Source organism: Streptomyces sp. NPDC017936 (assembly GCF_044328485.1).
In the GTDB taxonomy this organism is placed as follows: Bacteria; Actinomycetota; Actinomycetes; order Streptomycetales; family Streptomycetaceae; genus Streptomyces.
Window position 1 is genome coordinate 153,230 of the sequence record NZ_JBIRHK010000003.1, and the last position, 24,079, is coordinate 177,308.

Here is a 24,079-nt window from a genome sequence, read left to right on the forward strand (position 1 = left end):
GGGTGACCGCGCCGGCCGATCCCTCGACGTACCCCGCCCCCGAAGAACTCCTCACCGTGGACGGGCTGTCCCTGCGGGTGCGTGCCAGTGCCCGCAGGAAACGGTTCGCACTGACCGTCGAGACCGACGCGACCCTCACCCTGCACACCCCGGCCGGGCGCTCGACGGCCGAGGCGGAGCAGTTCGTCCGCGCGCACCGGGACTGGCTGCTGACCAAGCGGCGAGAGCGGGAGCGCACACGCCCGCTCAGCCCCGTCAAGCGGCTCGCCGACGGAGAGGTCTTCCGCTACCTGGGGAGGACGTACCGGCTGGCCGTGTCCGGTGAGGAGGGGGCGGGCGGAGAAGTCCGGCTGATCGCGGGGCGCCTCGTCATGGGCCCGGATCTGGCGGCGGAGCCGCAGGCGGGCCGGGCGGCGCTGGTCGACTGGTACTGCCGGGCCGGCCGGAACTGGACGGGACACCGGCTTCAACCCTGGGCCGCCCGCCTGGGCGTGACCGAGCCTGAACTCGACGTGCGGGACCTGGGGGACCGATGGGGTTCGTACCGGCCACCGCAGGCCGGGGCGGGCGCCAAGGGTCTGATGAGTCTGGGGTGGCCGCTCTTCCAGCTGCCCATGCACCTGATCGACTACGTCATCGCCCACGAACTGGCCCACGTGAAGGTGTCCGGGCACCGGGAGGACTTCTGGCGGCTGCTGCGGACCGCGCTGCCCGAGTACGAGGAGCGGCGGGCGGACCTCGACGAGCTGGGGCGGCGGCTCTGGATGGGCGATGTCCGGTAGGCTGGGCTGGACTCCCTCTGCGAAAGGGGGAGTCCAGCCGCAGTAACGCCTACCAGATCGCCTCGACCCACTCCGGGTGGTCGATGAACGGGTTGCGGTTGTGCTGGTAGGTGTCGTAGATGACCTGGTTGCGGCGCTCCTCGAAGGCGCTCGGCGGGTCCGCCTCGTTCCACGCCTTGAGGATGGACAGCTTGCCGATGTACGGGTTGCTGCCGTTGTTGACCTTCTCGTTGGGCTCCAGGTCGGCGAAGCCGTCGCCGCCGTCGTAGCGCACGGCCATGTAGAGGATCATGCGGGCCACGTCGCCCCGGTCCGCGGCGCGCGGCGCGAAGGAGTCGGAGTCGACGGTGCTGCCGCCGCCGTTGGTGACCGCGCTGCCGCCGTTGTCGAAGTCCAGGTTGCCGCGGGTGCTGTTGACCTGGACGTCGCAGGCGCGCAGGTGGTGCAGGTCCGTGCCGGGGCCGGTCACCTCGCCGAAGTCGCCGTGGGACTTGGCCCAGGTGTGCTCCCGGTTCCAGTCGCCGACGTCACCGCCGTTGAGGGACTTGCTGCGCGAGACGCCGCTGTACAGCAGGAGCACGTTGCTGCTGTTGTTCGGGTCCTGGTCGGTGACCTTCAGGGCCTCCCAGACCGCGGAGTACGAGATCTTCGACTGGCTGCTGATGATCGTGTGCAGGGAGGACTTCAGGCTCGCGCCCGTCTTGCCGACCGCGTTCTTGTAGTACGTCGAGTCGTAGGCCGTCGTGGTCGCCGCGGCGGGGGTCGCGGTGAGGGCGGGGGCGGTGAGGCCGACCAGGACGGCGGCGGTGGTGAGCGCCACCGACTTCCATCGGCGTATGCGTGTCGCCAACATGTGGGGTTCCGATCTACGCGGGTTGATTGGAGGCGGCACCGGTGAGAGTGACATGGACATGAGGCCTTGTAAATGGATGGCGCGTGTCCATCGGATGACGGCAAACGGCAAATCACTCCTTGTCCACGCGAGTTGACGGACCGGAAGGCCGGAACGGCCCCCGACCGCAGGGTCGGGGGCCGTTCCGGGCCGTACGGACGCGCCCGCGTCAGCTGACGTCCGACGGGTCCAGCCGGTAGACCGTCGACGTCGACTGCCCGCTCCGCGACGAGGCGTCCGCGTCGGAGGAGGACGCCTCGGACGACGGGTCCGCCGAGGCGTCCGCCGACGTGTCCGTCGAAGAGGCCGACGTCGAGCTGTAGTCGCTCTCCCGCACCGCCGTCCCGTTCTCCTGCACCCACTCCGTCACCTCGGAGCTGACGCCGGACCCGCCGCCCATGCCGCCGCCACCGATCTGGAGGTAGTGCAGCTCGCCCTTCCTCACCAGCTCCTTGAGCCGGGCCAGGGTCATGGCGTTGTCGCTGCCGGACCAGCCCCACATGGAGATGACCGGCTCGCCGCTGCTGAGGATGAGCTGTGCGGCGCTCTGCGAACTGGACACCGCCAGCAGCCACGTGGCGCCGTCCTGGTGCTTCTTCAGGTAGGCGATGAGCTCGCTGCTCGCGCCGCCCGTGCCCCCGCCCGTGCCGCCACCGCCGGCGCCGCCGGGCGCGGTGCCGCCGTCCTGCGCGGCCGTACCGCCGCTCTCACCGGTACCGCCGTTCTCGCCGGGCGGCGTACCGCCCGCCTGGCCCGTGCCGTCCGGCGCCTGCCCGTCCGGCAGCTCGCCGGTGCCACCGCCCGGCGGCATCCGGCCGCCGTCCTGCGCGCTGCCGCCGGGGAAGCCGCCCCCGGCCTGGCCACCGGCCTGGCCGTTCCCGCCGTCCTGCGTGCTGCCGCCGGGGCCGTCGCTGTCGCCGCCCGGGAACCCGCCCCGGCCGCCGGCGCCGCCGGGACCGCCCCCGAAGCCGCCGCTGCCCGTCGTGGGCCCGGCCGTCGGGTTCGTCCCGCCCATGCCGCCGCCGGAGCCGGACGGCACCGACCAGGCGTAGGCCGCCGGACCCGCCACCGCCGCGACGATCGCCGCCGCCACCGAGGCGGCCAGCAGCCGGGCCTTGTCGCCGGAGCGAAAGACGAACAGGCCCACGACGGCGAGCGCCATCACCGCGCCGATCGCCGGCCACAGCCAGGTGTTCCAGCCCGACGCCCGGCGCAGCAGCACGATCGCCCAGAGGGCGGTGACGCCGAGGGCGAGCGGCAGCACCCACGCCCACCGCCGGTCGGCGCGGAACGCGCGCAGCAGCATCAGGCCGCCGCCCGCGCACAGGGCCGCGATGCCCGGCGCGAGCGCGGTCGTGTAGTAGGGGTGCATGGTGCCCTCGGCCATGCTGAAGGTCAGGTAGTGCAGCACCGTCCAGCCGCCCCACAGCACCAGCGCGGCGCGGGCGGGGTCGGTGCGCGGGGCCCGGCGGCCGCGCAGGACCAGGCCGGCCACCAGGGCGATGCCCGCGAAGGGCAGCAGCCAGGAGATCTGGCCGCCGAGGACGTCGTTGAACATCCGGCCGATGCCGGCGGTCCCGGAGAAGCCGCCGCCCCCGCCTCCGCCGCCCCCACCGTTGCCCTCGCCGCCGAAGACCCGGCCGAGGCCGTTGTAGCCCATGATCAGGTTCCAGGCGGTGCCGTCGGTCGAGCCGCCGATGTAGGGCCGCTCGGAGGCCGGCACGAGCGAGACCGCCGCCGCCCACCAGAAGCTGCTGACCGCCAGCACCACGCCCGCGAGCAGCAGGTCGACGATCCGCTTCACCCAGGCCGGCCGGGCCGCGTACAGGTAGACCACGAAGACGGCCGGCAGCGGGATGTAGCCCTGGAGCATCTTGGTGTTGAAGGCGAGGCCGAAGCAGGCCGCCGAGCCCAGCAGCGGCAGCAGCCTGCCGTCCCGCACCGCCCGCAGCGCGAGCGCCGCGCCCGCCACCATGAGGAACACCAGCAGCGTGTCGGGGTTGTTGTCCCGGTTGATGGCCACCGTGATCGGGGTCAGCGCGAGCACCAGCGCGGCGACCGCCGCCGCGCCGTGGCCCCACACCCGCTTCACGGACGCGTGCAGGATCCAGATCGTCGCGAGGGCGACCAGGACCATCGGCAGCATCATCTGCCAGGTCCCGAAGCCGAACACGCGGCAGGACAGGCCCATCACCATCAGGGCGAGGGGCGGCTTGTCGACGGTCAGGAAGTTGCCCGCGTCCAGCGAGCCGAAGAACCAGGCCTTCCAGCTCTGCGTGCCGCTCAGGACGGCGGCGCTGTAGAAGCTGTTGAGGCCGGAGCCGGAGAGGTTCCAGGAGTAGAGCACCGCCGCCAGGACCAGGATCGCGAGCAGCGCGGGCAGCGACCAGCGCGGGGCCCGGCCCGGCGTGGACGCGGCGGGGGCCGGCGGCGGCCGGTCGTCGGACGCGGCGGGGGCCGGCGGCGCGGCGGACCCGGTCGGCGCGGTCGGGTGGGGGAGGGGATCGGTGGCTGATGTCACCCTGCGCATGCTGGTCGTCCGGTGTGTCAGGCCGCTGTGCCGAAGCTGGCCGCCGCCTGTGAAGTCGCCCAGGCCCCGGTGACGCCTCGTCAGGGCGTTCCCCGGCGATTCCGGCGAGCCGTACAACCTTTCACCCGGGCCCGCGGGTCGACTCGGGCATGACCCACCGCACCCCCGGACGCGCGAGGAGGGCCGTCGTCGCGGTCCTCGGCGCCGGCGTCCTCCTCGGGGTGGCCGCGGCCGCCCCCGCCGCGGCCGTCGCGCCCGCCGTCAGCTGCACCTCGGCCAGGGCCGGGCTCGCCGCCGAGCTGAAGAAGGACATCACGGCCGCGCTCGCGAACCGCAAGGGCACCGTCGCCGTCGGCCTCCACGACCGCGCCACCGGCACCACCTGCACGCTGCGCCCGACCACGGCCTACGACTCGGCCAGCGTGGTCAAGGTCACCGTGCTCGCCGCGCTCCTGTGGGACGCGCAGAAGCACGGCCGGGTCCTGACGAGCCGTGAGAAGAGCCTCGCCACGGCCATGATCACCAAGTCGGACAACGCCTCCACCTCCACCCTGTGGAAGCAGCTCGGCCCGACGAGGATCAAGGGCTTCCTCGCCGCCGCCGCGATGACGCGGACCGAGCCGGGCGCGAACGGCCACTGGGGCCTGACCCGGATCACCGTCACCGACGAGCAGAAGCTCCTCCGGCTGCTCACGGCCAGGAACGCGGTCCTCGCCGACGGCTCCCGCTCCTACGTCCTCACGCTGATGGGCCGGGTCGTCGCCGCCCAGCGCTGGGGCACCCCGTACGGCAGGCCCGCGGGCGTCTCCTGGCACGTCAAGAACGGCTGGCTGCCGCGGGCCACGAACGCCTGGCGGGTGCACAGCGTCGGCACGTTCAAGGGCGGCGGCCACGACTACCACCTCACCGTGCTCACCCACGGCAACGCCACCATGGACTACGGCATCGCCACCGTCCAGGGCGTCGCCCGGGTCGTCCACCGCGACCTCGCGGCCTCCTGAGTCCCCGGCGTCCACGCCTTCCCCCGGCCCCCGCCCCTCCGTCTCCCCGCGCCTGCGCCCTCCTGGGGCCGGCTTCCTCGCCGTTCCCGGTCCCCGCCCCTCCGTCTCCCCGCGCGCCCGCGCCCTCCGGCCCCGCGAGGACCTTTCACCAGACGTCCCACCGGCCGTCACCCGCCCGCCCTACGGTGACCGCCATGCGCCTGCGAACCGTCCTCGCGACCCTCACCGCCGGCCTGGCGGCGGCCACCTGCCTCTCCGCCGCCGGGCCCGCGCACGCCCGCCCCACGGGCCCGCACGCCACGGCCACGCCCCACGCCTGCTCGCCCGCCGTCTCCCTCGACCGTTTCTCCGACGCCCTCGACAAGACGACCCACCAGGGCACCTTCGTCGGCAACCTCTCCGCGCTCGCGGTGGACGGGGACGGCTCACCGGCCGCCCTCTCCGACCGCTCCGCGCTCCTCGGCCTCGACGCCGGGACGCTCGCGCCCACGTCGGCCGTCCCGCTCGCCGACGAGAGCGGCGCCGCCCTCGACGCGGAGGGACTCGTCGTCGACCGCGACGGCACCCGTCTGGTCACCTCGGAGACCGAGCCGTCCGTCCGCCGGTACGGCCGCTCCGGCGCGCTCCTCGACCGGCTGCCCGTGCCGGACTCCCTCCGGGTCGCCCCGGCCGGCCGTGCCGTCCCCAACGGCACCTTCGAGGGCCTGACGCTGCTGCCCGGCGGCCGTACCCTGCTGGCCTCCATGGAGTACGCGCTCGCCGGTGACAGCGCGGGCATCGTCCGCCTCCAGACCTGGGAGCGCCGGCACGGCCGCTTCCGGCTCGCCGCCCAGTACGCCTACCGCGCCGACGCCGGCCTCGGCGTCCCCGAGGTCCAGGCGATCCCCGACGGCCGCCTCCTCGTCCTGGAGCGCGGCTTCACCGCGGGCGTCGGCAACACGGTCCGCCTGTACCTGGCCGACCCGCGCCGGGCGACCGACACCGGCGGCGTCGAGAACCTCACGGGCCAGGACGGCGTACGCCTGGTCCGCAAGACCCTCCTGGCGGACCTCGTGAACTGCCCGTCCCTGGGCGCGACGGCGAAGCAGCCGCAGCCGAACCCGCTGCTCGACAACATCGAGGGCATGGCGGTCACGGGCCGTGACCGGGGCGGTCTGAAGGTCCTCCTGGTCAGCGACGACAACCAGAACGCCGCCCAGACGACGCGCCTGTACTTCCTGCGGGTCCGCGTCTGACACCCCGCGTCCGCGTCCGGCCGTTCACCGATTGTTGCGGAGGGATGAAATCCGCTTCTGTCCGCGTTGGTGCCTTCCGGTAGATCAGGACGATCGGAGGGCACCGCGTGGCAGCGCAGCAGGGGGAGAAGGGCGGGACGGGGGCGGGGCGGGGCTGGGCGCGCAGACTCGCCGGATACGCCTGGCGCCATCCCGGGGACGTCGTCCTGGCACTGGGATCCTCCCTGGCGGGCATGGCCGTGATGGCGGCGGTCCCGCTGATCACCAAGGTGATCATCGACGACGTGATCGGCGGCCACAGCCGCGCCATGGCCCCCTGGGCCGGCGCCCTGATCGGCGCGGCCCTGCTCGTCTACGTGCTCACCTACATCCGCCGCTACTACGGCGGCCGGCTCGCCCTCGACGTCCAGCACGACCTGCGGACCGAGATGTACGGCACGATCACCCGGCTCGACGGCCGCCGCCAGGACGAGCTGTCCACCGGCCAGGTCGTCGGCCGCGCCACCAGCGACCTCCAGCTCATCCAGGGCCTGCTCTTCATGCTCCCGATGACCATCGGGAACGTCCTGCTCTTCCTGATCTCCCTGGTGATCATGGCGTGGCTGTCTCCGCCGCTCACCCTGGTCGCACTCGCCGTCGCCCCCGCCCTGTGGTGGATCGCCCGGCGCAGCCGCACGAGGCTGCACCCCGCCACCTGGTACGCCCAGGCCCAGGCCGCCGCCGTGGCCGGCGTGGTCGACGGCGCCGTCAGCGGGGTCCGCGTGGTGAAGGGCTTCGGACAGGAGGAGCAGGAGACCGGGAAGCTGCGGGAGGTCGGCCGCCGGCTCTTCGCGGGCCGGCTGCGCACGATCCGGCTGAACTCCCGGTACACCCCCGCCCTCCAGGCCGTCCCCGCGCTCGGCCAGGTGGCGATGCTCGCGCTCGGCGGCTGGCTCGCCGTGCGCGGGCACATCACGCTCGGCACGTTCGTCGCGTTCTCCACCTACCTCGCGCAGCTCGTCGGCCCGGTCCGCATGCTCGCCATGGTCCTCACCGTCGGCCAGCAGGCCCGCGCGGGCACCGAGCGCGTCCTGGAGCTGATCGACACCGAGCCGGCCCTGAAGGACGGCGCCAAGGAGCTCCCGGCCGACGCCCCCGCCACGGTCGAGTTCGACGACGTCTCCTTCGGCTACGCCGACGACCGCCCCGTGCTCCGGGGACTGTCCTTCGAGATCCGCCCCGGCGAGACCCTCGCCGTCGTCGGCTCCTCCGGCTCCGGCAAGTCGACGGTCTCCCTGCTGCTGCCCCGCTTCTACGACGTGACCCGCGGCGCCGTCCTCATCGGCGGCCACGACGTCCGCGAGCTCACCCTGGACTCCCTGCGGGCCGCGATCGGCCTCGTCCCCGAGGACTCGTTCCTCTTCTCGGACACGGTCCGCGCCAACATCGCGTACGGCCGTCCCGACGCCGGCGACGAGGAGATCGAGGCGGCCGCCCGCGCCGCCCAGGCGGACCGTTTCATCGCCGAGCTGCCCGAGGGCTACGCCACCAAGGTCGGCGAGCAGGGACTGACCCTCTCCGGCGGCCAGCGCCAGCGCATCGCGCTCGCCCGCGCGCTCCTCACCGACCCGCGCCTGCTCGTCCTCGACGACGCGACCTCCGCGGTGGACGCCCGGGTGGAGCACGAGATCCACGAGGCCCTCAGGCACGTGATGGAGGGCCGTACGACCCTCCTGATCGCCCACCGCCGGTCCACCCTCAACCTCGCCGACCGCATCGCCGTCCTCGACGGCGGACGCCTCGCCGACCTCGGCACCCACGAGGAGCTCCAGGAGCGGTCGGCGCTCTACCGCCGCCTCCTCACCGACCCCGACGAACTGGGCGGCGTCTCGCCCGGCCACGCCGCGCCCGCCGCGCCCCGCGAGGACACGACCGTCCGCGACGAGCTGGACGCCGAGTTCGACGCCGAGCGCGGGGTGACCCCGCGCCTGTGGACCGGCGACCGCGAACCCAAGGACACCGCCCTGTCCGGGACGCCGGCCACCCCGGAGCTGCTCGCCCAGGTCGAGGCGCTGCCGCCCGCCACCGACACCCCGGACGTCGACGAGTCCCGCGCGGTCCTGCCCGAGGAGTCCTACGGCCTGCGCCGCCTCCTGCACGGCTTCGGCCTGCCCCTCCTGGTCAGCCTGGGCCTCGTCGCCGTCGACGCGGGCATGGGCCTGCTGCTGCCCGTGATGATCCGGCACGGCATCGACGACGGCGTCACCCGCACGGCGCTCGGCGCCGTCTGGACGGCCTCCCTGCTCGCCCTGCTCGCCGTCCTGGTGCAGTGGGCCGCGCAGACCGGTGAGACCCGGATGACCGGCCGCACCGGCGAACGCGTCCTGTACACGCTCCGTCTGAAGATCTTCGCCCAGCTCCAGCGGCTCGGACTCGACTACTACGAGCGGGAGCTGACCGGGCGGATCATGACGCGGATGACCACGGACGTCGACGCCCTGTCGACCTTCCTCCAGACGGGCCTGGTGACCGCGTTCGTCTCGGTCGTCACCTTCTTCGGGATCATGGTCGCGCTGCTGGTGATCGACCTCCGGCTCGCCCTCGTCGTCTTCGCGACCCTGCCCCCGCTGATCGTCGCCACCTTCTTCTTCCGCCGGGCCAGCGTGAAGGCGTACGAACTCGCCCGCGAGCGGGTGTCGGCGGTCAACGCCGACCTCCAGGAGTCGGTGGCCGGCCTGCGGATCGTGCAGGCCTTCCGCCGCGAGCGGGACGGCCGGCGCCGGTTCGCCGAGCGCAGCGACGGCTACCGCACGGCCCGCGTCCGGGGCCAGCGGCTGATCTCGGTCTACTTCCCGTTCGTGCAGTTCCTGTCGTCGGTGGCCGCCGCGGCCGTCCTGATCGCGGGCGCCGGCCGGGTCGACGACGCGACCCTGACGACCGGCGCGCTGGTGGCGTACCTGCTGTACATCGACCTGTTCTTCGCGCCCGTCCAGCAGCTCTCCCAGGTCTTCGACGGCTACCAGCAGGCCACGGTCTCCCTGGGCCGCATCCAGGAACTGCTGCGCGAGCCGGCGTCCACGAAGTCCGCCGAGGCGCCGCGGGAGGTCCTCTCCCTGCGCGGCGAGATCGCCTTCGAGGACGTGGGCTTCCGGTACGGCTCCGCCGACGAGCCCGAGGAGGCCCTGACCGGGATCGACCTGCGCATCCCCGCCGGCCAGACCGTCGCGTTCGTCGGCGAGACCGGCGCGGGCAAGTCGACCCTGGTGAAGCTGGTGGCCCGGTTCTACGACCCGACGTCCGGCCGGGTCCTGGTCGACGGCACGGACCTGCGCTCCCTCGACCTCACCTCGTACCGGCACCGCCTGGGCGTCGTCCCGCAGGAGGCGTACCTCTTCCCCGGCACCGTCCGCGACGCCATCGCCTACGGCCGCCCCGACGCCACCGACGCCGAGGTGGAGGCGGCCGCCCGCGCGGTCGGCGCCCACGAGATGATCGCCACGCTGGAGGGCGGTTACCTCCACGAGGTCGCCGAGCGGGGCCGCAACCTCTCCGCCGGGCAGCGCCAGCTGATCGCGCTGGCCCGCGCGGAACTGGTGGACCCGGACGTCCTGCTCCTCGACGAGGCCACGGCCGCCCTCGACCTGGCCACCGAGGCCCAGGTCAACCAGGCCACCGACCGGCTCGCGGGCCGCCGGACGACGCTCGTCGTCGCCCACCGCCTGACGACCGCGGCCCGTGCCGACCGGGTCGTGGTGATGGACCACGGCCGGGTCGCCGAGGACGGCACGCACGAGGAACTGCTGGCCCGCGGCGGGCGGTACGCCGAGCTGTGGAGCACCTTCGTGGGGGAGCCGGTCGGCACCTCGATCTGACGCGCGGGGGACCCCGCCGGCCGGCGTTCGCGCAACCGTTCGCCCCACGCCGTGCGTCCGTACACCAGTACGGCGAACGGCAGTGGGAGGGGACCGACTGTGCACAGTGGTGCGACACGCCGGCGGCCGGCGGCCGTCCTGGCCGTGCTGATCGCGTCCGCCCTGCTCCCCCTCACGGCGCCGGGCAGCGCCGAGGCCGCGTCCCCGCCCTGCCCGGGCCGCAAGGTGCGCACGGTGGTGTTCTCCACCGGCGCGGTGCACGTCTACAAGAACAACGGCACGATCTGCGCCTACACCCTCCAGCGGAACCCCGGCACCCGCAAGCGGATGTCCGTCAGCGTGCAGGCGCGCGGCCACCGGGCCAGGGAACTCACGGGCAGCCGCACCCGCCGCATCGGACCGATCGACGTGTACGCCGGCCACCGATGGGTGCTGGTCAAGGGATCGGTCGGCCGCGGCTCGGGCAGCTCGGGCTGGTTCCGGACCTGACCGGCCGACCTGCCGTTCCGTCAGCACCCTCTGGTGTGAAGGATGTTGCTCCGATAGCTTCCGGCGCACATCTGTCTCACAGGGAGGGTGCACGCGCATGCGCAAGGCGCTCAGATGGCTGCTGGCGTTCACCGTGCTCATAGGCACGCTGAGCACGGCCGGGGCGGCGACCGCCGCGGAGCCGGAGGCCACGGACATCAAGGACCGGCTTCTCGCGATCCCCGGCATGAGCCTGACCGAGGAGAAGCCGTACCCCGGCTACCGCTACTTCGTCCTGAACTACACCCAGCCGGTCGACCACCGGCACCCGTCCAAGGGCACGTTCCAGCAGCGGATCACCGTGCTGCACAAGGACGTCAGCCGCCCGACGGTCTTCTACACCGGCGGCTACAACGTCTCCACCAACCCCGGCCGCCGCGAGCCCACCCAGATCGTGGACGGCAACCAGGTCTCCATGGAGTACCGCTTCTTCACCCCGTCCCGCCCCGCCCCCGCCGACTGGTCCAAGCTGGACATCTGGCAGGCCGCGAGCGACCAGCACCGCATCTTCACGGCGCTGAAGGAGATCTACCCGAAGAACTGGATCTCCACGGGCGGCTCGAAGGGCGGTATGACCGCCACCTACTACGAGCGCTTCTACCCGAAGGACATGGACGGCGTGGTGGCCTACGTGGCCCCCAACGACGTCGTCAACCACGAGGACTCGGCCTACGACCGCTTCTTCGCCGGCGTCGGCACCAAGGAGTGCCGCGACCGCCTGAACGCCGTCCAGCGCGAGGCGCTCGTGCGCCGCGCGCCGCTGGAGGAGAAGTACGCGGCGTACGCGGCGGCCGAGGGCCTCACCTTCACCACCATCGGCAGCCTCGACCGCGCCTACGAGGCCGTCGTCCTCGACTACGTCTGGGGCTTCTGGCAGTACAGCCTGCTGTCGGACTGCGACGAGATCCCGGCGAACGCGGCGACCGCCACCGACGACGAGATCTGGACCTCGATCGACACGATCTCCGGCTTCTCCGCCTACACCGACCAGGGCCTGTCCACCTACACCCCGTACTACTACCAGGCGGGCACGCAGCTGGGCGCGCCGACGATCCACTTCCCCCACATCGAGAAGAAGTACATCCGCTACGGCTACCAGCCCCCGCGGAACTTCGTCCCGCGCGACATCCCCATGAGGTTCCAGCCGTGGGCCATGCGCGACGTCGACACCTGGGTCAGGCACAACGCCCGGCACATGCTCTTCGTCTACGGCCAGAACGACCCGTGGGGCGCGGAGCCGTTCCACCTCGGCAAGGGCGCGAAGGACTCCTACGTCTTCACCGCGCCCGGCATGAACCACGGGGCGAACGTGGCCGGCCTGGTCGCCGACGAGAAGGCCCTGGCGACGGCCCGGATCCTGGAGTGGGCGGGCGTCGCCCCGGCCGCGGTCCGGGCGGACGCGTCCGCGGCGAAGCCGCTGGCGAAGTTCGACGCGAAGCTGGACGTGCGGGACGTGGAGCGGGAGCCCGCGCTGCGGCCGTGAGGCGCGTCGAGGTTCGTTGAGTTTCCTCGAGGGACGACTGACGGCGGGTCGGGGGACGGCCCGCCGTCAGTTCGACGGGCACACCCTGTCCACCGGGCGGCCCGGGAGGTAGGCGGTTCGTTCGTCCGGGGTGAGATCGTGGCCGACGCGACGGCATACCTGCTGGATCGCCTCGCCTGGTTGCGGCAGGCGGGCAGTCCACAACCGGACGGTCAGGTCGCCGCTACCAGTGGCAAAGGTGTTCCCGTCGGGGCTGATGGCCACCGATGCCACCCAGAAGGTGTGCCCCACCATGGTCGCCCGTGGTGCCCCGGTGGCGGAATCCCAGAGGCGTACGGTCGAGTCGGCGCCCACAGTGGCAAGGGTGTGGCCGTCGCGAGTGAACGCCACCTCATCGACCGACTCGCTTTGCCCGACCACCACGGTGCGCGTCTTACCGGTGGCGACGTCCCACAGCCGGGCGGTGTAGTCCCGACTGCCGCTGGCGAGAGATTTTCCGTCACGGCTGAAGTCCACTGACATCACCTCGTCGGTGTGCCCCGTCAGAAGGGTGCGCAGTGAACTGGTGGCGACGTCCCACAGTCCCACGGTCCCGTCGTCGCTGCCGGTGGCGAAGGTGCGGCCGTCCGGGCTGAACGCCACCGCGTTCACCGGGCCGTAGTGTCCGGCCAGCGAGGCGCGGCGCTTGCCGGTGGCGACGTCCCACAGTCGTACGGAGTGGTCGGCGCCGCCGGTGGCGAGGGTACGGCCGTCGGGGCTGAACGCCACCGAGTACACCTCGTCCTCGTGTTTCAAGGGAGTGCGGCTCTTGCCGGTGGCGACGTCCCACAGTCGTACGGAGTGGTCGGCGCCGCCGGTTGCGAGGGTACGGCCGTCGGGGCTGAACGCCACCGAGTACACCTCGTCCTCATGTCCTTCCAGGACCGTGCGGAGTTCGCCGGTGGTGGCGTCCCACAGGCGCGCGGTGTGGTCCCCGCTGGCGCTGGCGAGCGTACGGCCGTCGGGGCTGAAAGCCACCGACCATACCCAGTCGGTGTGTCCGGTCAGGGTGGTGCGTCGCCGGCCGGTGGAGGTGACGTCCCACAGGCGCGCGGTGTGGTCCGTGCTGGCGGTGGCGAGGGTGCGGCCGTCGGGGCTGAACGCCACCGACATCACCCAGTCCGCGTGCCCGAGCAGCGTCCTGAGCGTTGTACCGGTGGTGGTGTCCCACAGCACGGCGGTCTTGTCGGTGCTGGCGGTGGCCAGGGTGCGGCCGTCGGGACTGAACGCCACTGACTCCACTGTGCCGATGTGTCCGATCAGCGTTGCGCGAGTCTCACCGGTGGTGGTGTCCCACAACAGCGCGGTGCCGTCGGCACTGGCAGTTGCGAGGGTCTTGCCGTCGGGGCTGAAGTTCACCGAATTGACCCAGGTGCTGTGCCCTTCGAGAGTGATCCGGCTCTTGCCGGTGGGGACGTCCCAGATGCGCGCGGTGGTGTCGGCACTGCCCGTAGCCAGGCTGCGGCCGTCGCGGCTGAAGGCCACGGACCTCACCTGGCCGGTGTGCTCCTTCAGTGTGGCGAGGGCCTTGCCGCCGGCGACGTCCCACAGGCGTGCGGTGTGGTCCCAGCTTCCGGTGGCGAGGGTGCGTCCGTCGGGGCTGAAAGCCACCGAATGCACCTTGTTGGTGTGCTTTTTGAGAGTTGCCTGCACCTCGCCCGTGGCGACGTTCCACAGGCGTGCGGTGTGGTCCCAGCTTCCGGTGGCGAGGGTGCGTCCGTCGGGGCTGAAAGCCACTGAATAGACTGGGGCGGTGTGTCCGCTCAAGGTGCGGCCGGGCTTGCCGGTGGCCACGTTCCACAGTCGTACGGAGTGGTCGTCGCTGGCGGTGGCGAGGGTACGGCCGTCAGGGCTGAACGCCACCGATTGCAGTGGCTGGTCATGCCCGGTCAGGCGCCGATGGGCAGGGAGGGCCGCTGCCGCTCGCAGGATCGCCAGGGATTCGGGGGTGGGGCTGGTCCGGTACGCATGGACCGCCAGCAGAGAGGCGAGTTCCGGATTCAGTCTGAGGAGCGTGTAGGAGTGGGCGGCGAGCTGCCGCGACAACGCCTCCTGCCGCTCCGCGATCGTCGAGCGCCACTGCCACACCGCGCCCGCCCAGGCGACGATCGCGAGCGCCAGCAGGCCGGCGAGGACCGCGATGACGCGTCGGCTCCGCCGGGCGGCGGCCCGCTGGCGCTGCTTGCTGGCGTGGAGGAATTCCGCGATGTCCGCCGGCAGATGCCGGCGCCGTGACCACTCCGACGCCTCCCCGAGGGCCGTCCCGCCCAGGAGGTCCCCCGGGTCCTTGTCCTCGGCCCAGCGGTCACGCCGTTCCCGTGTGCGCACCAGCCATTCCTGGAAGCGGTGATCCTGGTCCACCCACTCCCGCAGCGCCCCCCAGTCCCGGATCAGCGCCTCGTGGATCAGCTCGGCCACCGGCTCGCCCGGTGCCGCGCCGGGGTGCCGCGGGTCCTGCATCGCCTGGGTGGTGATGATGCGGCGGCGGGTGAGGGTGGCGATGACCGCGTCGACGGCGGCTTTCTCGTCGTCGGGCCTGTCGCTCGGGTCGGCCGCGAGGTCGCGCAGTTCGTGGAGCGGGACCTGGCTGCGGACGGCCGTGACGTGGTGGCTGGGGTCGGAGGGGTGCACCAGGGAGGTCAGCGCCCGCCGGGCGATGATCCGCTGTTCCTCGGACAGCTCGTCGAGGGTGCCCTCGCACCAGGTGGTCACGCTTCCGCTGACCTTCCCGATGCGCCGGTACGCCTCATGGGTGAGGTGGCCGTCCTGCCGCCGGTGCCACAGCTGGTTGAGCGTCATCGACAGCAACGGCAGCACGGTGACCGGCGCCAGGCGGGTGATGACCGCCTCGGGGGTGATCTCCATGACGTCGCCGATGATCCGCTCGGGCAGGCCCGGCTGGAAGCGGAGTCCCACGTCCTCGGCCGGCAGGACGATGATGTCGTGCAGGTCCCGCTGGCTCAGCGTGCCCGGCACGTTCAGCAGTCCCGGCGTCGCGGCTTCCAGCAGCTTGGGCGCCAGGGCGGCCAGCTGGGGATAGAAGTCGTCCCGCATGATCAGGATGACGGTGATCTTGGTGTACGCGTCCGCCGCCGTCGTGACCTCGTCGACGACGGCCAGCAGGTCCCGCAGACGGCCGTCGGCCGACTGGACCAGGAGCTCCTCGAACTGGTCGATGACCAGCAGGACCCGCCGGCAGCCGGGATCGGCCGCGAGCCTCCGGTTGACCGCCGCGACGATCCCGTCCTCGCTCGCCCCCGGCAGCCCGGCCCGCTCGATCTCGGCGAGCATGTCCTGCCTCGGCCGGGCGAGGACGGTCAGCCACTGGTCGCTGCCCGGCAGTTCTCCCTCCGCCAGCGCCCGCAGCACCCCCGCCTGGATCAACGACGACTTGCCCGACCCCGACGGGCCGAGCAGCAGCGTCAGCCTGCGCTGCTGGGCCAGGTTGGCCAGCACCTGCCCGACGGCCTCCTGCCGTCCCTGGAACCAGCGGGCGTGCTCCGCGGTGAAGGGCTCGAGGCCCGGGTAGGGACACACCTCCCGCTCGGCCAGCTCCGGCAGGATCTCCCGCAGCGTCCGCGTCGGGGTGACGTACGCGATCCCCTGCCCCCGTTCGTACGCGTCGGGCGCGGTGATCTCGGTGAGCATGCCGATGACCAGGCCGGTCACCTCGTCCTGGACGGGCCCGCCGCTGAAGCCGGTGGTGAGGTCGTTGGCGCCGGTCAGCTGGAGGTGCGTACGGGTGCGGTCCGCGCTCGGCAGCACGTTGCCGGCCCGGCCGTAGCCGTAATGTCCCTCGGGCCGGGCCTGGGCGGGGAATCCGTACGAGCGCACCTGGTGGCCCCGGCAGCCCTCCGCCGACCCCAACGGCAGGACACCCGCGCCCACCGGCGTGCCGCCGTCCACCCGGACGAAGGCCACGTCCTCGTCCTCGACCGCACGCCACAGCTCGGCCGGGACCCGTCCCTCCGTCCGGTCCGCCCCGCCCGCGTGGGAGAAGGACAGCAGGACCGTCCTTCCGGGGCCGCCTCCGGCCGCTTCGACGACGTGCGCACAGGTGACCAGGATTCCCTCGGCCACCAGGAACCCCGCCCCGGCCACGGCCCCGTCCGGGCCGAGGATCCGGGCCACGGCGGGAGGCAGGTCCGCGGCGGTGCCGTCGTCCCCCTGCTCTCCGCCCGCGCCGGTCATCACGACCGGCCCGTGCTCTCGCCCGTGTGCGCGGAACCGTCGTTCTTCCACGACACGGTCACCCGCAGGTGGCAGCCGGCCTGGCTCCTGGTGATGACGGCTCCGGCCTCGAACGCGAGGTCCACCCCGAACTCGACCGTGATGTCGTCGGGCCGCGCCTTGCGGAGCTGGTCGAGCGCGGCCCGGGCCGCCGCCGTGACCGGCTCCAGGGCCTCCTGCAACGTCACCGGCACGTCGTGGATGGCGTCGCCGATGCGTCCGGCCTTCACCGGCCCGTCCCCCAGGGCCGCCGGCTGCTCGACCAGAACGCTGCCGCCGCCCTCCAACGGAATCCGGGTCAGAGGTGCCACGACGTCTCCTCCGCAGCTCACGCACGCTCTCCAGGGACTCCGTCAGCATTCCCGGAGCCGGGTACGTGCCGCATCCCGGGGTGAGCCGTCCGCATGAGAGGGCGGGACGCCCCCGCGGTCACAGGCGGCGGGCGCGGCCCACCGGGACGGGGCCGCCGAGCCGGACGTACAGGGCGGTCGACGGCGGGCAGGCCGCGCGGGTCCGGGCCGCCTTCACCACCTCGTACCGCGGCGCCCGGGTCGCCGGGGTGGGGCGGCCGGAGGCCGCGCACGCCGGCCGCACGAGGAGCGTTGCGCTTCCGGGCGGAGCGGGCCCCGCCGGGCCGCGCAGGGCTAGTACGTCAGGCCGTGGCCGATCGAATACAGCACCCGCGTCGGATCGTCCGCCCGCCGCACCGGTACGGGCAGCGTCCCGCGCGGCCGCACCGTTCCCGCGATCACCCGGGCGGCGGCGCGCAGTTCGACGTCGGTCCACGAGTACGTCGCCAGGTGGGCGCGTACGTCGGGGAGGTGGGCCGCGTCGTACGGGTTGCGGATCGCCACCGCGACCACGGGCCGTCCCGTGGCCAGCAGGCGTGCCACCAGGGTCCGCTGCGGGCTCGTGGCGGTGACGTCGTACGTGGCCACCACGACGGCGTCGGCCTCGCCCGCCGCCGTCACGGCCCGGGCGACCTCCGCGTCGGACGGGGCCGTGCCCGTGGGCAGGGCGGTCGCGGTGAAGCCCAGCTCGGTGAGGGCGGCGGCGAGGACGGCGGTGGGCGGGCCCGTGGTGCCCGAGGGCGAGGCCGGGTCGGCGCCGGCGACCAGGATCCGGTGGTGGGCGCGCGGGGCGAGGGGCAGCAGGCGGCCCTCGTTGGCCAGCAGGGTCGTCGTCCGCTCGGCGATCCGGTCGGCCGTCGCCAGGTGGTCGCGGGTGCCGACCGCGCGTCCCACGCCGGCCCGGTCGGTGTACGGGTCGGTGAGCAGGCCGAGCCTGGCCTTGAGGCGCAGGATCCGCAGGACCGACTCCTCCAGGCGCTCCTCGGTCAGCTCGCCGTCGCGGACGGCGGCGAGGACCGCGTTCCAGGCCACGTCCAGCCTCGGCGGGTTGAGGAGCTGGTCGACGCCCGCCTTGAGCGCGAGCACCGGCACCCGGTCGTCGCCGTACCGGGTGCGGACGCCCGCCATGTCGAGGGCGTCGGTGACCACGACCCCGTCGTAGCCGAGGTGTTCGCGCAGCAGGCCGGTGACGACGGGGTGGGAGAGGGTGGCGGGATCACCGGTGGGGGTCCCCCCGCTCGAACGGAGCCGGGAGGAGGGGACGTCGAGGGACGGGACCAGGATGTGCGCGGTCATGATCGCGTCGACGCCGGCCGCGATCGCCGCCCGGAACGGCACCGCGTCCAGCTCCTCCCACACCTCGCGGGTGTGGGTGATGACGGGGAAGCCGTGGTGGCTGTCGACGGCGGTGTCGCCGTGCCCGGGGAAGTGCTTGGCGGTCGCCGCGACCCCGGCCGCCCGGTAGCCGTGGATCTCCGCCGCGGCCAGGGCGGCCACCGCCTCCGGGTCGGCGCCGAAGGAGCGGACGCCGATGACCGGGTTGGCCGGGTCGACGTTCACGTCGGCGACGGGGGAGTAGTCCTGCCGGATGCCCATCGCGCGCAGCTCGCGGCCCGCGATGCGGCCGAGGGTGTGGGCGTCGGTCCGCGAACCGCCCGCCCCGACGGCCATGGCGCCGGGGAACAGCGTGGCGGGCCTGCCGACCCGGCACACGATCCCGTGCTCCTGGTCGGTGGAGATCAGCACCGGCAGCCCGCGCGGCTGCCGCAGCGCGGCCCGCTGGAGGCCGTTGGAGAGGTCGGCGATCTGGCGGGGGTCGCGCGTGTTGTGGGCCCAGGTGAAGTAGACGATCCCGCCGACGCGGTAACGGGCGATCAGCTCGGCGGCCGTCCGCACGCCCAGCTCCTCGAGGTTGGCGTCGACGTCGGCCTGGTCGGGGTCGGTCGCCGAGTGGCCGTACACCCGGCTGACGAAGACCTGGCCGACCTTCTCCTCCAGGGTCATGCGGGCGATCAGTGCACGCAGGCGGCGGTCGTCCGCGTGGGCCGTCCCGGTGAGGCCGAGACCGGTGGTCAGGCCGGCGGTCGCGGCGAGGACGCTCCGTCTGGAGGGCATGTGCGCTCCTTCGGTCAGGGGGATGCGCACGGTACCTCCCGGGGGGCCGCCATCGGCGCATTGGAGGGGGGCGCGCCGATGGCGGCATGCTGCCGGCCGCGGTACGGCGGAGAGGGTGGTCAGCGATCGCAGCCGGCAGCGAGGGCCGACACCGCACCGAGGTGACTCTCCGACAGCTCGGGAGTGGGACGAGCGACGGGCGGGCCGGGTTCCCGCCCGGAGGGGGATTCGCCGAAGTCGGTGCGGGAGGGGCGGGAGGGGGTGGCGGGGTGATCCCCGGGCCGGTCGCCGGGCCGGTCGCCGCGCGGCGCGTGGGACGGTCGCCGCGCGGCGCGTGGGACGGTCGCCGCGCGGCGCGTGGGACCGTCAGGCGCGTCGCCCCGCCCTGGTCGACTCCCCCTCACGGCCGAGGCCGGCTCTCCGCCACTGCCGGTGGCCCGGCCTGCCCCTCGCGGCCGCGAGCCGACCGTTCGTCACCACCGGTGGGCCGACGTCCTCGTCCACTGTTCCTGGAGTGCTCGTACCGTCTCCGCGATCGCCGGGCGGCGGGCCGCGCCGGCGCGCCACAGAGCGTACAGCCGTCGTACGGGCGTCGGGTCGAGGGCCACCTCGACCACGTCCGGGGGCAGCGGGCCGCGGCCCAGGCGCGGGACGAGGCAGATGCCGAGTCCGGCGGCGACCAGGGCGATCAGGGTCGGGTTCTCGTCGGCGTGGTGGACGATCTCCGGCTCGTGCCCGGCCGTGCGCAGGGTCCGTACGAGCCACTCGTGGCAGACCCGCCCCGGGGGCTGGCTCACCCACCGCTCGCCGCCGAGGTCCTCGCGCCGTACCGACGTCCGCCCGTCGAAGGCGTGCCCCCGCGGGACGAGCAGCGTGCACGGGTCGTCCCCGATGACGGCCTGCTCGACCCCGGGCGGCACGGGCAGCGGGGCGATGTCCCAGTCGTGCACCACGGCCATGTCGAGCGCGCCCTTGGCGACCAGGCCGACGGACAGGTGCGGATCCACCTCGGAGAGCCGGGTGTCCAGCGCCGGGTGCCGCCGGGCGAGACCGGCCAGCACGGCGGGCATCAGACCGCGCGCCGCCGACGGGAACGCACCCACCGTCAGCCGCCCCGCCGGCGTCCCGCGCCGCTCCTCCAGCTCGGTCTCCGCCCGCTCCACGATCGCGAGCAGCTCCTGCGCGGTCTCGACGAGCCGCAGTGCCTCCGCGGTGAGCCGCACGCCCCGCCCCTCCCGCTCCAGCAGGACGGTCCTGGTCTCCCGCTCCAGCTTGGCGATCTGCTGCGAGACGGCGGAGGGCGTGTAGCCGAGCGCGGCGGCGGCCGCGCCGACGGTGCCGTGGACGGAGACCGCGTGCAGGGCGCGCAGGCGTTGCAGGTCGAGCACGGGAACCTCCGTCGCGCACTTCATCGCACAGTTCTGCTACATCCCACCGTGCAGCAATCATCGCTGGTGCTTCACGGTCGGCGCGGGTGATCCTCGACGCATGCGACCCGCCCACCTCGTCCTCGCCGTCCTCGTCGCCGCCGTCTGGGGCGTCAACTTCACCGTCATCGAGATCGGCCTCGGCCACTTCCCGCCCCTGCTCTTCTCGGCCCTGCGCTTCCTGGCGGCCGCCCTGCCCGCGGTGTTCCTGGTGGGCCGCCCGAAGGTGGCGTGGAAGTGGATCGTGGCGGTGGGGCTGGTACTGGGCGTGGCGAAGTTCGGGCTGCTCTTCATCGCGATGGACACCGGCATGCCGGCGGGCCTGTCGTCGCTCGTCCTGCAGATCCAGGCGGTGTTCACGGCGGTCGTCGCCGGCGTCGTGCTCGGTGAACGGCCGTCCCGGGTCAGGGTCCTGGGCATGATCGTCGCCCTGGCCGGCATCGGGGTCGCGGCCGTCGACGAGGGCGCGTCCGGTCCGCTCGGCGCCTTCGCCCTGTGCGTCGCGGCGGCGGCCTGCTGGGGCGCGTCGAACGTCCTCACCCGCAAGGCGTCCCCGCCGGACGCCCTGAACTTCATGGTCTGGGTCAGCACGGTCCCGGTCCTGCCGCTGCTGATCCTGTCCCTCCTGACGGAGGGTCCGTCGAGGGACCTGGCCGCGCTGCGCGCGCTGGACTGGCAGGGGGCCGGCACGGTCGTGTACGTCGCCTGGGTCACCACCGTCTTCGGGTTCGGCGCCTGGGGCTGGCTGCTGCGCCGCCACCCGGCCTCCACGGTGGCCCCGTTCTCCCTCCTCGTGCCCGTCTTCGGCATGTCCTCGGCCGCCCTGTTCCTGGGCGAGTCGGTGAGCGGACCGCGCTGGTGCGCGGCCGCGCTGCTGGTGGGCGGAGTGGCGCTGACGTCCCTGTCCCCGGCGGCACGGCCCACGGCTGCCCCGGCGGCCGCGCCGGGAGGCGCCACGACTGCCCCGGCCACGGCGGGAGGCGCCACGACTGCCCCGGCCGCGGCGGGAGGCGCCACGGCTGCCCCGGCCGCGGTGGGAGGCGCCACGACTGCCCCGGCCACGGCGGGAGGCGCCACGACTGCCCCGGCCACGGCGGGACGGGCCACGACTGCCCCGGCCACGGCGGGACGGAGCACGGCTGCCCCGACCGAGCCGACAGGGGCCGTGCCCCGTCCGGCCCCGCCGGGAGGGATCACGTCTCACCCGGCCGCGCCGGGAGGCGCCACGCCCCACCCGGTCCCGGTGGCGTCGGGAGGACGGGCGGCGGCGGTGCCGGGGGCGAACGCGGAGACGGCTCCGGCGGTGTCGACAGCGGCCACGGAGGCGGGGGCTCCCGCGGCGGAGGCGACGGGGCGCTGAGCGGGCGGGCTCGCCGCCCGGGGGCGGGCCGGAGGGGGCCGTCCGCGGAGGCGACGGCGGGGACGCGACGACGAGGGCACCCCGGCGGTGATGCCGGCGGGACGCCGGCCGAGGGCTCGCCACTCGGCGCCGGGCCAGGACGGCCCGTCTGCGCGGGCGAGGCGGCACCGACCGGCCGGTGGCCCGGGTGGCGCGCGATCCCCGGCCGGCGCCTGGGTCGGCCCCCGGCCCTCGGCCCCCGGTCGGCCCCCGGCCCCCGGTCGGCCCCCGGCCCCCGGTCGGCCCCCGCCGCGGGCGTGAGACCGGCCGTCCACCCCGTGGACGCGTCCACGTCAGCGCAGGGCGGCGCGGAATCATGAGCGGCATGGCCCTCGTCGACATCCCCGGTTCCAAGTCCATCACCGCCCGCGCCCTCTTCCTCGCGGCCGCCGCCGACGGCGTCACCACCCTCCAGCGGCCCCTGCGCTCCGACGACACCGAGGGCTTCGCCGAGGGACTGACCCGGCTCGGCTACCGCGTCGGACGGACCCCGGACGCGTGGCAGGTCGACGGCCGCCCCGAGGGGCCGGCGGTCGCCGAGGCCGACGTCTACTGCCGGGACGGCGCCACCACCGCCCGCTTCCTGCCCGCCCTCGCCGCCGCCGGCCACGGCACCTACCGCTTCGACGCCTCCGCCCAGATGCGCCGCAGGCCCCTGCTGCCCCTGACCCGCGCCCTGCGCGACCTGGGCGTCGACCTGCGGCACGAGGAGGCCGAGGGCCACCACCCGCTGACCGTCAGGGCGGCCGGCGTCGAGGGCGGGGACGTGGTGCTGGACGCCGGCCAGTCCTCCCAGTACCTGACCGCCCTGCTCCTGCTCGGCCCGCTGACCCGCACCGGCCTGCGCATCACGGTCACCGACCTGGTCTCGGCGCCGTACGTCGAGATCACGATCGCGATGATGCGGGCGTTCGGCGTGGAGGTGGTCCGGGACGGCGACGTCTTCGTCGTCCCGCCGGGCGGTTACCGGGCGACGACGTACGCGATCGAGCCCGACGCCTCGACGGCGAGCTACTTCTTCGCCGCGGCCGCCGTGACCCCGGGCGGCGAGGTCACCGTGCCCGGTCTGGGCGAGGGAGCGCTCCAGGGCGACCTGGGCTTCGTGGACGTCCTGCGCCGGATGGGCGCGCAGGTCACGGTCGGCGCCGACCGCACGACGGTGCGGGGCACCGGCGAACTGCGGGGCGTCACCGTCGCCATGCGCGACATCTCCGACACCATGCCGACCCTCGCCGCCGTCGCCCCGTTCGCCTCGGGGCCGGTGCGCATCGAGGACGTGGCGAACACGCGGGTGAAGGAGTGCGACCGGCTGGAGGCCTGCGCGGAGAACCTCCGGCGGCTGGGCGTGGACGCGGCCACGGGCCCCGACTGGATCGAGATCCAGCCCGGCCCGGTCGCGCCCGACACCCGCATCACGTCCTACGGCGACCACCGCATCGTCATGTCCTTCGCCGTCACCGGCCTGCGCGCACCCGGCATGTCGTTCGACGACCCCGGATGCGTCCGCAAGACCTTCCCCGGTTTCCACGAGGCGTTCGGGCGGCTGCGGAAGGACGTCGTCGGGTGAGCTTCGAGCTGGAGGGGCCCGTTCTCGAGGGCAGACTGGTGCGTCTGGAGCCGCTGGAGCACCGGCACGCGGCCGAACTGGCGGTCGCGGCGGAGGAGCACCGGGGGACGTACGCGTACACCTGGGTGCCGCGGGCCCACGAGGCCGGCGATTACGTCGACGCCCAGCTCGCCCGCGCGGCCACGGGCCGGGTCGCGCCCTACGCGCAGGTGTCCCTCGTCTCCGGCCGTGCGGTCGGCGCCACGGCGTACTTGGATCCGCGTTCCTGGTGGAACGAGGACCGGCTGGACGCCGTGGAGGTCGGCTTCACCTGGCTGGCCGGGTCGGCCCAGGGCACGGGCGTGAACGCCGAGGCCAAGTACCTCCTCTTCCGGCACGCCTTCGAGCAGTGGGGCGTGTCCCGGGTGGACCTGAAGACGGACGCCCGCAACAGCCGCTCCCGCGCGGCCATCGAGAGCGTCGGCGCCCGCTTCGAGGGCGTCCTGCGCAACTGGTCCCGTTCCTGGGCGCCGGGCGAGGAGGGCCGGCTCCGCGACTCCGCGGTCTTCTCGATCACCGATCGGGAGTGGCCGGAGTGCCGCGTGCGGCTGGAGGAGCGGGTGGCGCGGTTCCGGGCCCGTACGACGTGACCGCCGGGCCACCGTGCCGGC

The 24,079-nt window shown here is 73.9% G+C and carries 14 protein-coding genes and 1 pseudogene; 9 read left to right on the top strand and 6 right to left on the bottom strand.

Going from position 1 to position 24,079, the window contains the following annotated elements; genetic code table 11:
- The first annotated feature begins 2 nt into the window (after positions 1-2).
- A complete protein-coding gene (locus ACH4F6_RS07395) occupies positions 3-782 on the top strand; it encodes a M48 family metallopeptidase (RefSeq protein WP_397958939.1) in 780 nt (259 codons plus the stop codon).
- Positions 783-831: 49 nt separating this feature from the next.
- Here ACH4F6_RS07395 and ACH4F6_RS07400 read toward each other — a convergent pair whose 3' ends face one another.
- Positions 832-1,635 carry an endonuclease I family protein gene (locus tag ACH4F6_RS07400; RefSeq protein WP_397958940.1) on the bottom strand — a complete coding sequence of 268 codons (804 nt, stop codon included), beginning with the start codon at positions 1,633-1,635 and terminating at the stop codon, positions 832-834.
- 208 nt (positions 1,636-1,843) lie between these two features.
- Positions 1,844-4,195 (bottom strand): glycosyltransferase family 39 protein, encoded by a 2,352-nt coding sequence (locus ACH4F6_RS07405; protein ID WP_397958941.1) that lies wholly within the window; start codon positions 4,193-4,195, stop codon positions 1,844-1,846.
- Between the two features lie 158 nt (positions 4,196-4,353).
- Here ACH4F6_RS07405 and ACH4F6_RS07410 point away from each other — a divergent pair, with 158 nt between their 5' ends.
- From ACH4F6_RS07410 to ACH4F6_RS07430, 5 genes are all read left to right on the top strand, one after another.
- Positions 4,354-5,205: a serine hydrolase gene (locus tag ACH4F6_RS07410; RefSeq protein ID WP_397958942.1), complete on the top strand. Its 852-nt coding sequence runs from the start codon at positions 4,354-4,356 to the stop codon at positions 5,203-5,205.
- 194 nt (positions 5,206-5,399) lie between these two features.
- Entirely contained in the window at positions 5,400-6,440 is a 1,041-nt protein-coding gene (locus tag ACH4F6_RS07415) for an esterase-like activity of phytase family protein (RefSeq protein WP_397958943.1), read from the top strand.
- A gap of 107 nt (positions 6,441-6,547) precedes the next feature.
- Positions 6,548-10,291, top strand: a complete 3,744-nt coding sequence (locus tag ACH4F6_RS07420; protein ID WP_397958944.1) for an ABC transporter ATP-binding protein — start codon at positions 6,548-6,550, stop codon at positions 10,289-10,291.
- A 99-nt stretch (positions 10,292-10,390) separates the two neighbouring features.
- The gene (locus ACH4F6_RS07425) at positions 10,391-10,780 is read left to right on the top strand and encodes a hypothetical protein (RefSeq protein ID WP_397958945.1); all 390 of its coding nucleotides are present in this window, start codon (positions 10,391-10,393) and stop codon (positions 10,778-10,780) included.
- A 97-nt stretch (positions 10,781-10,877) separates the two neighbouring features.
- Positions 10,878-12,302 carry a S28 family serine protease gene (locus ACH4F6_RS07430; RefSeq protein ID WP_397958946.1) on the top strand — a complete coding sequence of 475 codons (1,425 nt, stop codon included), beginning with the start codon at positions 10,878-10,880 and terminating at the stop codon, positions 12,300-12,302.
- 66 nt (positions 12,303-12,368) lie between these two features.
- On the opposite strand, the gene ACH4F6_RS07435 is transcribed toward ACH4F6_RS07430, so the two are convergent.
- From ACH4F6_RS07435 to ACH4F6_RS07450, 4 genes are all read right to left on the bottom strand, one after another.
- On the bottom strand, positions 12,369-16,532 hold the full coding sequence (locus tag ACH4F6_RS07435; RefSeq protein WP_397958947.1) for a trypsin-like peptidase domain-containing protein: 4,164 nt from the start codon (positions 16,530-16,532) through the stop codon (positions 12,369-12,371).
- The gene (locus ACH4F6_RS07440) at positions 16,532-16,882 is read right to left on the bottom strand and encodes a CU044_2847 family protein (RefSeq protein ID WP_397958948.1); all 351 of its coding nucleotides are present in this window, start codon (positions 16,880-16,882) and stop codon (positions 16,532-16,534) included. Before ACH4F6_RS07440 ends, ACH4F6_RS07435 begins: the two co-directional genes overlap by 1 nt.
- Positions 16,883-17,215: 333 nt before the next feature.
- Positions 17,216-19,036 (bottom strand): glycoside hydrolase family 3 protein, encoded by a 1,821-nt coding sequence (locus ACH4F6_RS07445; protein ID WP_397958949.1) that lies wholly within the window; start codon positions 19,034-19,036, stop codon positions 17,216-17,218.
- 473 nt (positions 19,037-19,509) lie between these two features.
- On the bottom strand, positions 19,510-20,424 hold the full coding sequence (locus ACH4F6_RS07450; RefSeq protein ID WP_397958950.1) for a LysR family transcriptional regulator: 915 nt from the start codon (positions 20,422-20,424) through the stop codon (positions 19,510-19,512).
- Positions 20,425-20,524: 100 nt separating this feature from the next.
- Here ACH4F6_RS07450 and ACH4F6_RS07455 point away from each other — a divergent pair.
- The 3 genes and pseudogenes from ACH4F6_RS07455 to ACH4F6_RS07465 form a co-directional block, all read left to right on the top strand.
- Positions 20,525-21,415 (top strand): annotated as a pseudogene (locus ACH4F6_RS07455) (EamA family transporter); the annotation flags it as partial.
- Between the two features lie 772 nt (positions 21,416-22,187).
- Positions 22,188-23,429, top strand: coding sequence for a 3-phosphoshikimate 1-carboxyvinyltransferase (gene aroA / locus ACH4F6_RS07460; RefSeq protein ID WP_397958951.1), 1,242 nt, complete (start codon positions 22,188-22,190; stop codon positions 23,427-23,429).
- On the top strand, positions 23,426-24,058 hold the full coding sequence (locus ACH4F6_RS07465; protein ID WP_397958952.1) for a GNAT family N-acetyltransferase: 633 nt from the start codon (positions 23,426-23,428) through the stop codon (positions 24,056-24,058). The genes aroA and ACH4F6_RS07465 overlap by 4 nt, the downstream gene beginning before the upstream one ends.
- Positions 24,059-24,079: the final 21 nt, after the last annotated feature.